Source organism: Rhizobium sophoriradicis (assembly GCF_025200795.1).
GTDB lineage: Bacteria > Pseudomonadota > Alphaproteobacteria > Rhizobiales > Rhizobiaceae > Rhizobium > Rhizobium sophoriradicis.
Genome location: NZ_CP104152.1, coordinates 1,144,002 through 1,157,683 on the forward strand (window position 1 = coordinate 1,144,002; position 13,682 = coordinate 1,157,683).

10 protein-coding genes and 1 pseudogene are annotated in these 13,682 nt (G+C 61.0%); 2 read left to right on the forward strand and 9 right to left on the reverse strand.

The features are described 5' to 3' along the window. Positions 1 to 45: 45 nt before the first annotated feature. The 4 genes from N2597_RS05690 to N2597_RS05705 form a co-directional block, all read right to left on the reverse strand. Positions 46 to 2,376: an LPS-assembly protein LptD gene (locus tag N2597_RS05690; RefSeq protein ID WP_077993202.1), complete on the reverse strand. Its 2,331-nt coding sequence runs from the start codon at positions 2,374 to 2,376 to the stop codon at positions 46 to 48. After that, positions 2,376 to 3,464 carry an LPS export ABC transporter permease LptG gene (lptG, locus tag N2597_RS05695; protein WP_009991368.1) on the reverse strand — a complete coding sequence of 363 codons (1,089 nt, stop codon included), beginning with the start codon at positions 3,462 to 3,464 and terminating at the stop codon, positions 2,376 to 2,378. The genes N2597_RS05690 and lptG overlap by 1 nt, the downstream gene beginning before the upstream one ends. After that, positions 3,461 to 4,642: an LPS export ABC transporter permease LptF gene (gene lptF, locus N2597_RS05700; RefSeq protein WP_106795387.1), complete on the reverse strand. Its 1,182-nt coding sequence runs from the start codon at positions 4,640 to 4,642 to the stop codon at positions 3,461 to 3,463. The genes lptG and lptF overlap by 4 nt, the downstream gene beginning before the upstream one ends. A gap of 99 nt (positions 4,643 to 4,741) precedes the next feature. After that, entirely contained in the window at positions 4,742 to 5,515 is a 774-nt protein-coding gene (locus N2597_RS05705) for a phosphatase PAP2 family protein (protein WP_183596906.1), read from the reverse strand. Positions 5,516 to 5,659: 144 nt separating this feature from the next. On the opposite strand from N2597_RS05705, the gene N2597_RS05710 reads away from it, so the two are divergent. After that, positions 5,660 to 7,150, forward strand: a complete 1,491-nt coding sequence (locus tag N2597_RS05710) for a leucyl aminopeptidase (protein ID WP_077993205.1) — start codon at positions 5,660 to 5,662, stop codon at positions 7,148 to 7,150. Continuing rightward, positions 7,150 to 7,599, forward strand: a complete 450-nt coding sequence (locus tag N2597_RS05715; protein WP_009988967.1) for a DNA polymerase III subunit chi — start codon at positions 7,150 to 7,152, stop codon at positions 7,597 to 7,599. The genes N2597_RS05710 and N2597_RS05715 overlap by 1 nt, the downstream gene beginning before the upstream one ends. A gap of 57 nt (positions 7,600 to 7,656) precedes the next feature. Here N2597_RS05715 and N2597_RS05720 read toward each other — a convergent pair whose 3' ends face one another. The 5 genes and pseudogenes from N2597_RS05720 to N2597_RS05740 all read right to left on the reverse strand — a co-directional run bounded on the left by N2597_RS05720 (position 7,657) and on the right by N2597_RS05740 (position 13,573). Continuing rightward, the gene (locus N2597_RS05720) at positions 7,657 to 8,583 is read right to left on the reverse strand and encodes a Gfo/Idh/MocA family protein (protein ID WP_183596904.1); all 927 of its coding nucleotides are present in this window, start codon (positions 8,581 to 8,583) and stop codon (positions 7,657 to 7,659) included. Between the two features lie 119 nt (positions 8,584 to 8,702). Beyond that, the gene (locus N2597_RS05725; protein ID WP_183596902.1) at positions 8,703 to 10,745 is read right to left on the reverse strand and encodes a prolyl oligopeptidase family serine peptidase; all 2,043 of its coding nucleotides are present in this window, start codon (positions 10,743 to 10,745) and stop codon (positions 8,703 to 8,705) included. A gap of 163 nt (positions 10,746 to 10,908) precedes the next feature. Then, positions 10,909 to 11,343, reverse strand: coding sequence for a hypothetical protein (locus N2597_RS05730; protein WP_183596900.1), 435 nt, complete (start codon positions 11,341 to 11,343; stop codon positions 10,909 to 10,911). Positions 11,344 to 11,391: 48 nt separating this feature from the next. Next, a pseudogene (locus N2597_RS05735) lies at positions 11,392 to 11,694 on the reverse strand (polysaccharide deacetylase family protein); the annotation flags it as partial. Beyond that, a complete protein-coding gene (locus N2597_RS05740; protein ID WP_183596898.1) occupies positions 11,690 to 13,573 on the reverse strand; it encodes an ABC-F family ATP-binding cassette domain-containing protein in 1,884 nt (627 codons plus the stop codon). The pseudogene N2597_RS05735 and the gene N2597_RS05740, both read right to left, overlap by 5 nt. Positions 13,574 to 13,682: the final 109 nt, after the last annotated feature.

Here is a 13,682-nt window from a genome sequence, read left to right on the forward strand (position 1 = left end):
TACGGCGAAAGAATGACCTGAAGCCATGTTTACGCCGTTCGCCTGCTAGTTGGAGAGGCTATCGGAGCCGATCTTGATGTCGCCGAGCGTGCGGAACGTCAGCCGCGCGCCGATTGTCCAGTCGCTTGCCGACTCGTCCTCGGAATCCCGGCTGTCGGTATAGGCGATCGTGAAGATCGTGCACTCGTCCTCATAGGAAAGGCCGAGCGTCCGGCGGCTGATCACATCATTGTTCAGATCCCAGGCGATGCCGCCGAAGATCGACCAATAGTCCTTGAACTTGACTCTGCTGCTGGTCTGGATCTCGTCATTGTCCTCGGCGAAGCCGTAGGCCGGCTGGGCGCTGAGATGGGTGTAGGTCACCTGCGTCTGGAAGGTGTCGTTCTGGTAGGCCGTTGTCAGGTCGCCGCGCCGGAACTCGAAATCCTTCTCGTCGAGACGGTAGGAAGCGGCGACGGACACACCGTATGGCGTTTCGACGCCGCCGAGACCGACATAATCGGAGCGGTCGGTTTCGAGGCCCGAATCCGCGCCGACATTGACGAGGTCATCGGTCGCGAACGAGTTCTGGCCGGCGATCTGGTAAGACTGGCCGAATATGCCGTGCAGCTTGTAACCGCTGTCGAAAGTCCCGGTATACTGGACGCCGAGATTGGCGCGGGTGCCGCCTTCAATACGGTCGTAGCCTGAGAACTTGTCGCGATCGAAAAGCGACGTCGCGTCGAAGACGAAGCTCTGAGCATCCTCGTTCGGCAGCCGGCCGGCGAGTTGCTCGTCGGGGCGGGCATAGATCTGTGCGATCGGCTCGAGGATATGGGTGCTGTTATCAGTCGTCATCAGAATGGGATAACGCACCTCCAGCCCGGCGGTGAGCATCGAACGGGTGGCGGAATTGTCGTCAAGGTAATTGCCGGCGTAACCTGTGGGGTCGTTCATGTTCAGCGCGAAAGCGTCGCCGCGCGCGGCCAGAAGCGGCGTGATCACCAGGCCGGTCGGCGTAACGTAGGTGCGTTTCCACTGAAGTTCGGCGGTCAGGCGCGACGTCTGGCCCTTCAGGCCGCGGAAGCGGTCGAAGCCGTCGACAGTGTAAAAGTCGTCATGTGTGCGCGAAATATTCGTCAGGTTGACGTCCGCGGAAAGCTCGCCGCCTGCAAGCGGCTGAGGCGCTACATAATGATAATCGAGCGAGGGATAGACGATCGCCTGCTGTTTCTCGGCGGTGTTCGTGCGGTCGGCATCCTGGACGTCGAAATAAAACGCCCGCATGTCGAAATAATTCCGCTTGCCGAGCCCAGTCAGGTAGATCTGGTTCGTGCGATCCGTGCCGCTCAAGCCACGGAGCTTGTAGGTCTTCGAGAAATTGTTGTCGCTCTGCATCATGACGTCCCAGCCGAACGTCCAGCGCGGATTGATGCGGAACTCTGCCTTCGACGCCACCATGCCGCGCTGCTCGGCTTCGGCATCGCTGGTACCGGAGCTGAAATTGCCCGGGTTCGCTTGGTCGATGCCGGCGACGCGCAGAATATGCGTGCCGTTTTCGAAGCGTTGGCGGAATTCGCCTTCGACGAGGAAGCCCTGCGCCGTGTAGCCGGTTGCGGTGACCGTCGCATCCATGCTCGGCGAGATCACGTAATAATAAGGAATGGAAAGACCGAAGCCGAGATTCTGCGACAGGCTCATTGTCGGGAACAGGAAACCGGACTTGCGCTTCACCGTATTGTCGGGAACCTCGATGAACGGCACGAAGGCAATCGGGTAACCGAGCAACTCGAAGCGGGCTCGCTCCAGACGGATCGTATGGGTCTCGCCATTCTGGATCACGCGCTTGGCCTTGACTTGCCAGAAGGGCGCGCGCTTCGGATCTTCGGCGCAGGGAAGGCAGGCGGTGTAGACGCCCTTGTTGAGAATCATCTTCGTGCCGCCGACACGCTCGCCGCTCTCCGCGACGATACGCGTATTATCGGAGGTCTCGATGCGCAGCGAGTTTAGGAATCCGTCGGCAAAATTGTCGGTCACGTCAAGGTTGTCGGCATAGATGCGGTTGCCGTCCGGACTGACCATCTCGACATTGCCGATCGCAGTCATCCGGCCGGTCTTCTGATTGTACTCGACCTTCTGCGCGACCATCTTGTAGCCGCCATAGTTGATCTGCACGCCGCCGACCGCCGAGACGATTTCGGCGTCACGGTTATAGACGAGTTCATTGGCGGAAAGCAGAAGCTTGGCGCCTTCAGGAATCTTATTCTCGATATTTTGCTCAGGCGTGCTGGCCTGGCCGTAGGAGGCCGGGACGCTGCCGAAATAGGAACATAGAGCCGCACCGACAAGCAGGGCAACCGATTGTTTACTAATATACTTGCGGTCGCCTACCGCCACTAGCCGTCCTCCTGATGAAGCAAAATAGTCGCGCCCAAGGCCAGCGCGACGACCACCGGTATCCAGGTCGCCACGAAGGGAGGCACGACTCCACTGCTTCCGAATGCTTTAACAAGCACGGTGATGACATAAAGCATGAAGCCTGACAGGATTCCACCCAGAATCACGGAGCGGGATTGGTTGAACCGGCTAAATTTTAGGGACACTGTTGCAGCAATGAGAGTCATGGCCACCAGCAGCAATGGCTGGGACAACAGAGAGTTGAATTGCGTCTCCAATGCCTTGGTCGAGATGCCGAAGGATTTGGCCGCCGCAATGCGGTTGGAAAGGTCAAAGAAACCAATTGTTTCCGGCGCTGTCAGCCGCTCCTGAACGAAATCCTGTTTCAGATTGGTGCGAAGTTGGACCGAAGCTTTGCGCAGCGGGATTTCGCCAGGCTTGCGCTCGACGACACCGTTAAGCTGCCAGTAACCATCTTCCAACTTAGCCGTGGCGGCATCCTGTCTCATAATGACTCGGCCGCTTGAATCGAAATGGATCAACACGGCGTCGACCAGCTTGGTTCCGTTCTCCTGGACCGTCTGGGCGCCGATGATGACATCGTCCCGGCCGCTGATCTGGCGCAGCCACGGAATCTGGGGCGCCTTGCGCAGAACCGCGTTTTCGCCGCGCCAGTCGGATTCGACGAGCAGCGCCTGGCGCTGTCCCCAGGCGGCAAGCGGGTTGAGCGCCGTCGTCGTCAGCACGCCGAGCGCCAGTGAGCCGGCGACGAAGGGGAACATGAACTGCCAGACCGAGATGCCGGCTGCGCGGGTGACGACGAGCTCATATTTGCGATTGAGCCCGATCAAAACCGTCATGCCGACGAAAAGCGCGACGAAGGGGATTGTCTGCTGCAGAATGAGCGGCAGGCGCACGGCCGTCATCACGATGCCGCCGCCGATCGTGTAGCCGGGCAGGCCGGACATGCGCCCCGCCGTCTCGCTGAAATCAAGCAGAAAGGCGATTGCCGACGCACCGATCAGGAACCAGGCGGTCGTCGCCAGGTAGCGACGAAAGAAATAACGCGACAATGTCCCGAACATCATTGGGCAGCGCCCCCGCCGGACCTGCTGGTCGCGGCAAGCAGTCGTTCCTGCGTTCGTCTCCAGGAAGCCGATATTCGGTCCCTTATGAACGAAGGCATGACCAGTCGCTTGTGCAGGCTGAGGAAGATGATCGAGACGACGCTGCTGACGATCGGAAGGGCGTAGAGAACGGCGATATATTCCGGATCGGTGTCGATCTGGTTCGCCGCATAGAAAGCAGCCCATCGCAGCGCGAAGGCATAGCCGAGCGCGCTCACCATCGGATGCAGCCGCGCTTCGCGGTGCGAGCGCGCGTCGCCGGCGATTGCCAGCGAAAACAGGGCAAAGACGACGGGCAGGATCCAGTCCGTCAGCCGCCGATGCAGTTCGGCGCGATAGCTCTGCGGCCGGATCGTAAAGTCTTTGTCGTTCGGATCCGGATTGAACAGGAACCACAGGTCACGGTCGCTGGCTTTCAGTGTCGCCTGGCCGCGGCTCTCGGTCATGTCCGAGAGGTCGAAGGAATAGGAATCGAAATTGATGACCGAGACGTTGCCGTCGGGCGTTTTGCGATGCACCTCGCCGTCATGCATGATCAGCGTCGTGCCGGTATCGTCGACGGCGCCTTCCTTGGCGTAATAGATCAGCTCATATGCCGGATCCCGCTCGTCGGCGACGAACAGGCCCTTCAGCATGCGGCCCGCCAGGCGCTGCGAGATCTGCACGTAGAGACCCTCGTCGAGCTTACGGAAGGTCTTTTCTTCGATGACCGAGGAGAGAAGATCGGCGTAGGTCTCGGCGATCATCTGACGCGCCACGGTCTTTGCCCGCGGCTCGACGATATTGTCGACGAAGAAGGAAAAGACGCTGATGACGGCGGCGAGCAGCAGGATCGGGCGGATCAGAATGCTGCGCCGTGCCCCGGCCGCGTCGATGACGGTCAGCTCGGAATCGTTGTTCATCGTCGTCAGCGTCTGGGTGATGGCGATGACAAGCGCGAAGGGCAGCACGACAGGAATGATCGACGGCAGGATCATCGTCGCCAGTTTGGCGAACGAACCGATCGACTGGCCGCTGTCGGTGACGAGGTTGATGCGCTGCAGCACCTGTGTCGTCCAAATGATCGCCAGCACCGGCAGGAGCGCCACGAGAAACATCTGGCTGACGCGCCGCAATATGTATGTCTCGAGTAGTTTCATGCCGGCCCTTGAAAGCACCTGCAGGCCCAAACGGCTTGCAGGAGAATCCCTCTACGCTCTTTGTCGCGGTTTTGCGACAAGCAGGTGTCAAAAATTCATTCAAATTTCAGAATTTTTTTGGTGCTGTTGCGACTCAGTTAACGCCAGCAGCGCTGCGAAGACGACCAGCGAGGAGAGCCATCCGAGCGTGACATCGGAGAGATAGTGTGCGCCGAAGGACAGCCGCAGGGCCGGGGTCAGGATGGAGACGGCGACGATCGGGGGCACCAGAGCATAGCGCAGCGATTTCGGAACGAAGAGCAGCAGGCAGAACAGCCAACCGGCGCTCGCCGCCTCGCCGGAGACAAAGGAGCAGTTGGAGACGCATTTGCCGGCAAGCGAACCGGCCTCGACGAAATGCAGGGCGCCGCCGAAAATATCCGTCTGCACCGGCCGCGGCCGGCCCCAATGTTCCTTCAGGACGACGTTGACCAGCAGCACCGGGCCGATCAGCAGCGTTCCCAAGGCGACCTTAAGCTTGCGCGCCCGATCGGCATTGAAGGTCGCGCCATGCTGCTGGTAGCACTCGATCAATTTCCACAGCATCACGATCGCCACGACATAGGGGAGGCGGAAGAAGATGGTGCGCAGCAGGTCGAAGTTCCCCGAGTCGCGATAGGGAAAACCGCCGCAGATGCTTCCGGCAGCGGCGGTCGCGTCACAACCGGTCTCCAGGAAAAAAAGCTGGGAAAAATAGATGTCGATCCCGGGGAAGGCGCGGAAGACGATCAGCAGCCCCCACCACGCCCAGAACAACAGCATGAATGCACCGAAAGTCGTCTTCGGCAGGCGGATCACCGGGCTCCGCCATCGATTTTTCGAAAAATCTGTCAACGCGAATATCTACGAAACTGACGGAAACATGTGGGCCTGGACGGCCGCGGGCGACCATAACAAGTGTCGCAAGCCATTGACAGACCCGGCAAACGCGAAATTATCCGCCAGGGACGGATTTCCAAGAATCCCAGCGGAGAAGACATGTCAGCAAAGTTCGAAATTTCATTCGCGAAGTCGGCAAAGCTCAATAGTGGGCTGGCGATCCTGTTGAAGACCGTGGAGGCCGACGCCGCCGCCGGCGCTGAAACGGCCGATCCGGCAGGCGTGATCGCCAAGGCTGCGAAGATCGCGCGATTCTCCGGAAAATCCATGGCCGCGCTCGATATCGTCGCCCCGGAAGGCGCACCGGTCGAGCGCATCGTCGTTCTCGGCCTTGGCAAGGCGGCCGAACTTACCGCTCATGACTGGCTGAAGGCCGGCGGCGCTGCGGCATCGAAAATCAAGAATACAGACAGGGCGGCCGTCTTCCTCGACGTTCCCGGCGTCGCGACGGACGCGCGCGCCGCCGCCGATTTTGCGCTCGGCATGCTGCTACGCGCCTACAGCTTCGATTCCTATAAGACAAAGAAGAATGACGATGAGGAGAAGCCGACGAAATCCGTCAAGGTGACGATCGTCACCGCCGATGCGACCGGCGCCAAGAAGGCGTTTTCCGCTTCCGAAGCGATAGCCGGCGGCGTCAATCTCGCCCGTGACCTCGTAAACGAACCGCCGAACGCACTCGGACCTGTCGAATTCGCCGCCAGGGCAAAGGAGCTGGAAATGCTCGGCGTCGAGGTGGAGATCCTGACCGAGAAGGAAATGCGCCGTCTCGGCATGGGCGCCTTGCTCGGCGTCGCCCAAGGTTCGGTGCGCCCGCCACGCCTGGCGGTCATGCAGTGGAAGGGCGGCAAGGGCAAGGATCGTCCGATCGCCTTCATCGGCAAGGGCGTCGTCTTCGACACCGGCGGCATTTCGATCAAGCCGGCCGCCGGGATGGAGGACATGAAGGGCGATATGGGCGGCGCCGCAGCCGTGACCGGGCTCATGCATGTGCTCGCCTCCCGCAAGGCCGCCGTCAACGCCGTTGGCATCATCGGCCTGGTCGAGAACATGCCTGACGGCAACGCCCAGCGTCCCGGCGATATCGTCACCTCTATGTCCGGCCAAACGATCGAGGTGATCAATACCGATGCCGAGGGCCGCCTCGTGCTCTGCGATGCGCTCTGGTATTGCAACGATCGCTTCAAGCCGCAATTCATGATCAATCTCGCCACCCTGACCGGCGCGATCGTCGTGGCGCTCGGCAATGTGCATGCGGGTCTGTTCTCAAATGACGACCAGCTTTCCGCCCAGCTGACGGCAGCCGGCCTTTCCACAAATGAGAAACTCTGGCGCATGCCGCTCGGCAAGGATTACGACAAGCTGATCGACAGCAAGTTCGCCGACATGAAGAACACCGGTGGCCGGCAGGCCGGCTCGATCACCGCCGCGCATTTCCTCAAGCGTTTCGTGCAGGAGACACCCTGGGCCCATCTCGATATTGCCGGCACGGCGATGGGCTCGCCGCAAGACGAGATCAACCAGTCGTGGGGTTCCGGTTTCGGCGTGCGCCTGCTCGACGAACTTGTCCGCGCCCATTATGAATCCTGATGACCGACATTCTCTTCTATCATCTGACCGAAACCAAGCTGGAAGACGCGCTTCCGCCGCTTATCGACAAAAGCGTCGAGCGCGGCTGGCGCGTCGCCGTGCAGACGCGTGAGCCGGCGCGGCGCGATGCTCTCGATGCGCATCTTTGGACGTTCCGCGAGGAGACCTTCCTGCCGCACGGCACCGACGAGGCCGATTTCGCCGAGAACCAGCCGGTGCTTTTGACGGTCACACCTGACAACGCCAATGCGGCCACGGTGCGTTTCATCGTCGACGGCGCCGAGCCGCCGCCGGCAGACTCTTACGAGCGCATCGTCTTCATGTTCGACGGTCACGATCAGGAGCAACTGGAAGCGGCGCGCGCGCAATGGAAGAGGCTGAAAGGCGAGGGGCATAACCTCACCTACTGGCAGCAGACGCCGGAAGGGCGGTGGGAGAAGAAGGCCTAAGAGCCTTCGGGGCGGTCCTTGCCGTCGGGCTGAAACAGGCAAGGACCGCCAAGTGGCTCAATCGTGGAAGGCTTCGACGAATTTCCGTTTGCCGAGCATGAAGGCGTCGGCGACATGGCGCAGCGGCGCCAGATCGACATCCGATTTGCCGGTCTTGATGATTTCGGCAAAGCGACGGTAGAGCGAGGGATATTCCTGCTCCGGCTCGGCGAATGTCAGCGTGCCGTTAATCGAAAGCTTGGCGCCGCCTTCGGCAAGCACCATCTGACCGGCCGCCGTTTCGGCGACAATGTCCCAGCTCTGCTTGCCGGTCTGGCGCCAGTCGAATTCAGCTCGAACCGGCAGGCCGTCGGCATTGCGGAAATGAATGTCGGCGGCGATCGGCGCATCGCGGTTTTCGGGGAATTCGAGCACGGCCTCGGTGATGAAGATCGGCCGCGGCAGGATGTGGGTGACGATCGACAGCGCATTGATGCCGGGATCGAAAACGCCGAGACCACCGGCCTGCCAGATCCATTCCTGGTTCGGATGCCAGTGGCGGACGTCTTCCTTCCAGATCACATGCACGCTCTCGATCGTCGTCGAAGCAAGAAACTCCTTGGCGGCTTCGACCGCCGGCGCATAGCGCGAATGCCAGCTGGCAAACAGCGACGTGCCCTGCTTTGCGGCAAGCGCCTCGAGGTCGGCGACTTCGCTCAGCGTCGCACCGGGCGGCTTTTCCAGGAAGACGTGTTTGCCGGCGACGAGCGCCTTATAGGCGGCCTCGTAGCGATATTGCGGCGGCATGCAGAGCGAAACCGCATCGATCGAAGGCTTGGCGTCGAGCATCGCCTCGATCGTCGTATAGCTGTTGATGCCCTCGACCGTGCCGTGGCGGCTGGCGGTGGCGACGAGTTTGAAATCGGCGTTCTTGGCGATGGAGGGGAGGTGCTGGTCGCGGACGATCTTGCCGACGCCGACGATGGCGAGATTGATGGGAGACATGGGTGTTTCGCTCGAACCTGTGAAAAGTATGATTTATTACGCTTCTTGTAGCAGAAAGAGGAGCGGCGACAAGCTCTCCTCCTTCATTCATTGCATCATCCTACCCCATGATGGCCCGTCTATCTCATGATAGTTTGGCGAAGGAAGCTGTAACCCATCGCCGCGCGGGCGGCGCGCTCTTGCGAATCGCCGTCGCCGCCATGCCCGCCCATGCCGAATTCATGGAAGAGCGGCTTGTGTCCTTCCTCCTCCAGCCGCGCGGCAAAGCGGCGTGCATGCGAGGGATGCACACGGTCGTCATTGGTGGAGCTTTCGATATAGATCGGAGGATAGGCAATCTCGCTCGCCGGCCTGACATTATGAAGCGGGGAATAACCGAGCATGAAGTCCCGATCCACCGAGACCTCCGGATCGCCATATTCGTCCATCCAGGCCTGCCCGGCGCTGAACAGGTGAAAGCGTGTCATATCGAGCACCGGCACCTGGCACCAGATCGCGCCGAAATCATGCGGATAGCGCGTCAGCATCACGCCGGTCAGCAGGCCGCCATTGCTGCCGCCCTGGCAGGCGATCCGCGATGGCACGGTGTAGCCGCGGGCGACGAGATCGCGGGCGATGGCGACAAAATCGGCAAAGGCCCGGTCTCGCCCCTGCCGTTTGGCGCTGCGATACCAGTCGGGCCCGAATTCGCCGCCGCCGCGGATATAGGCCTGTACATAGGCCCCGCCTTCTTCCAGCCAGCGACCGGTCACGCCGGAATAATTCGGCGACAGCGAAACATCGAAGCCGCCATAGCCGTAGATCAGCACCGGCAGCGCGCCCCTGGTCCACTGTCTCGGCAGGACCAGCCGATAGGCAACCCTCGTTCCGTCTTCAGAAACCGCCTCCAGTAGCTCGGATGACATGCCGGTGGCATCGAAATAGCTCGGCGCCACGGCGGTGAAGGCCGGCTCGGGCTGTTTGCTGCGATCGGAGAGTTCGAGGCGGTAGCAGGTGGGCGGCTGCAGGAAACCCTGACCGACAATGTAGAGCGTGTCGTCACCAAGATGCAGATCCGCATAGAGCGGCCTGAAATGCGCCGTCTGCATATCCGCCGGCAGCGCGATCTCGCGCTGTCCGGCATCGGGCTTCGTCAGGTCGAGCACCATGAGACGCGGGCGCAGCCGATCGGAGACGATGAACACGCACCACTCGCGCATCAGCATCATCTGCGAGATCGACTGGCCTTCACCGGGTTGAAACAAGATCCGCTCCGGCCCGAGCGGAACTGTCTCAGAGTTCGGATCGAAGCGCTGCAGCACCAGGCTGCCTGTCGCAACGCGCTCGTCGGTCTTTGCCCGCCAGAGGCAGTGATCGTGGTTGAACTGAAAGTCCGCCTCCTTAGGCAGGTCGATGCGCCGTTGCCCGCCGTCATCGGATATCAGGTAGGCGCTGGCGACGCCGATCTCGTGCGCGGCGACGAAGATGTCGATCAAGCCGGCATCCGCTGAGGTGCCCGACAGGGCAGGGTCGATAACGAGATTGAAGCCATAGACGTCCTCGTCGGCGGCTTCGAACAGGATGGCGGCATCTTCCGGCCGCTGCCCGCGCTTCAATCGCCGACCGACGCGCGGCCATCCCGAACGGGTCGCCGAAAATCGGTCGATCGAGCCGAAATAGCAGATCTCGTCGCGGCTTAGCCAATTGGCATGCGATCGCGCCGCCGGCGTGTCGAATCCGCCCGTCACGATCTCTTTGTTCTCTGCGTCGAATTCGAGCAGGCGGACAAGGTCTGACCCGCCGTCCGAAAGCGTGAGCAGCACGCGCGTCGGTTCCCAGGGGCAGGTGACGACGCCGCGCCAGGTCCAGCGCTTGCCTTCACTGAGGCAGAAGGCGTCGAGATCGAAGACCTCCTCCCAATCGGCCTCCGGCAACGGCTGCTGATCGGCCGGCAGGCGCAGCCAGACCCCGAGCGGATTGTCCTTGGACTGGCGGAAATCGAACAGCCACCCGCCGCGGCGCATCGGCACGATCAGCCGGTCCTGACGCTCGATCAGCGTCTTGATCGCGTCGCGATCCTCAGCGAATTCCGGCGTTCTCAATGCCGCATCGGACAGCGCATTATGTTCGTCGATGAACTGGCGGGTGCGCGGATCCTCGTCCGCTTCGAGATGAAGGTTCATGTCTGAGTTGCCGGCCTCCGTTGACGTCTCACAGATCTAGCGCATGATGTTGATAAGCGTGAGCGGTTTTCGATGATATCAGTTTCTGACTGTTCAAATGGCTTACCGCTTCCGGAGAGGGTGCAGACACGACGTTTCGAACCAAGCCAAGTTCGCCTGACGCTTACTCTTCAAGCTGGGCGTCATGAGCCTTTTTCAGCGCGTCGCATCCCCCAAGCGCGTCCACAGTAGTTGATGCCCATTCCTGCACCTGTTGGTCGGACATCTCTAATGTGGGGTTTCCGTCTTGAGCGAGCAGTTTCAGGCTGGCGCCCTCCAATCGTGCGATAGCTGCCTCAACATCTGTGTAGATCTCGGTTCCTGGGTTGCATCCCTGCTTCTCGATGTATCCAAGAAACCGTGGACGCATCGATTTTGGTTCAGCTCTGCAGTATCTTTCCGCGAGAACATGAATGACCAGCGCGTATTCAAGCCCCATGAATCGCAACTCGACCGGTTCGTTCGGCTTGATACTGTTTCTGCAAAAATTTGCAGATTCAGCATTGGCGGCAACGAGCGGTACCAAAGCTAACAGCGCGCCATAAAGATAGCGAAACAAAACACTTTTCTCCCGATATCCTCTGAATCACAATACGGCCGAAATCCCTTAGCGCACAGTCACGAAACCGGCCGAGGCGACGAGGTTGGTCGGGGCCTGCGTCTTCTTGAACTTCAGCGTCACGACCTTGTAGCCTTCGGCTTCGAGTTTCGAAAGCAGGGTCGGCAACATCTTCGCCGTGCGCTTGTGGATGTCATGCATGAGAATGATGCCGTGGCCGCGCTTGTGCAACTGGTCCATCGTCCGCTGCGTTACGGAGGCCGGCGTCGTGGTGAAATAGTCCTTGCTGTCGATGTCGAGATCCATGACCACCATGTCGCGCATGGCGAGGGTGGCGCGACTGTGGCTATCCCGCCATCGCTTCTTCGTATTCCGACGACAGCATCAGCCATTCTTCCTCGGCAGCAGCGAGTTTTGCCGCGGCCTCGCCGCGCTGCTTTGCCTTTTCGGCGGCCTTGGCGGGCGTTTTCTCGTAGAGGGCGGGATTTGCAAGTTCCGCGTCAAGCGCCTGAATCTGTTTCTCCAGCTTGGCCGTCAAGGATTCGATTTCGTTGATCTTTTTCTTCAGCGGCGTCAGCGAAGCGCGCCGCTCCGCATTGAGCTTGCGTTGATCGGCCTTGGAGGTCGCATCGTCAGCCGGCTGCAGCTTTTCTTCTTTTTTTTTGCCCGAGGCGACGATCAGGTCGCGATATTCGTCCATATCGCCTTCGAAGGCGGTGACGGTGCCGCCGTTGACCAGCCAGAGCCGGTCGACCGTCGCCTCGATCAGGTGACGGTCGTGCGAGATCAGGATGACGGCGCCTTCGTAATCGTTCAGCGCCTCGATCAGTGCGCGCCGGCTGTCGATGTCGAGATGGTTGGTCGGCTCGTCGAGGATGAGCAGGTTCGGCGCATGGAAGGCGGCAAGCCCCATCAGCAGGCGGGCTTTTTCGCCGCCGGAAAGATCCTTGGCGGCGGTAGCCATCTTCTCGGTCGCCAGTCCCATCTGGGCGACACGGGCGCGCACTTTGGCCTCCGGGTCGCCAGGCATCAGCCGCCGCACATGCTCCACCGCCGACTGCTCGGGGATAAGGTCGTCGAGCTGGTGCTGCGCGAAAAAGCCGATCTTCAGGGAGGGTGCGAGCTTCACTTCGCCACTCTCCGGGGCAAGCCTGCCGGAGATGAATTTCGCGAAGGTTGATTTGCCGTTTCCGTTCGAACCGAGAAGGGCGATGCGATCGTCATTGTCGATGCGCAGATTGAGGTTCTTCAGGATCGGTTTGCCTGGCTGGTAGCCGACGGCGCCGCCCTGGACCGCGACGATCGGCGATGCCGGCTGCTTTTCGGGCTCGGGAAAGGTGATCGGCTGTACGTGGTCCTCGATGACGGCCGCAACCGTGCCCATGCGCTCGAGCGCCTTGACGCGCGACTGCGCCTGCCGGGCCTTGGAGGCCTTGGCCTTGAAGCGATCGATGAAGCTCTGCAGATGTTTGCGCGCCGCCTCGTTCTTGGCCTTGGCCTTCGTCTGGAGTTCGTCGGCTTCCGCCTTCTGCCGCTCGAACTGATCGTAATTGCCGCGGTAGAAGGTGAGCTTTTTCTGGTCGAGATGGACGATGGAATTGACCGCATTGTTCAAGAGGTCGCGATCGTGGCTGATGATGATCACAGTGTGCGGATAGCGGCGGATGTAATCCTCCAGCCACATCGTGCCTTCGAGGTCGAGATAGTTGGTCGGCTCGTCGAGCAGAAGCAGGTCCGGCTCGGCAAACAGCACGGCGGCGAGCGCCACGCGCATGCGCCAGCCGCCCGAGAAGGAGGAAGCGGGACGGGCTTGCGCGTCCCTGTCGAAGCCGAGGCCGGCAAGAATGCTCGCGGCGCGCGCCTCGGCCGAATGCGCGTCGATATCGACGAGGCGCATCTGGATTTCGGCGATGCGGTGCGGATCGCTTGCCGTTTCCGCTTCGGCAAGCAGGGCCGCGCGCTCCTTGTCGGCGGCAAGCACGATCTCGATCAGGGGCTGCTCGGTCCCCGGCGCTTCCTGGGCCACCTGGCCGATGCGTGCCGCCTTCGGGATCGACACCGATCCGGTCTCCGAGCCGAGATCGCCGGTAACGACGCGAAACAGCGTGGACTTGCCGGCGCCGTTACGGCCGACGAGGCCGGCCTTGGTGCCCGAAGGCAGCGACAGGCTGGCATTGTCGAGAAGCAGGCGCCCGGCTATGCGGGCGGAAATTTCGGTGAGCGTGATCATGGCCGGCGTTTTGGCCGAAAGCGCCGGCCAAGGCAAGAGCGCTTGGCGCCGGTCAGCTTGCTTGCCGGCCCGGCAAGGCTCTTATCCGCCGCAAGAGATCGAAACCGCC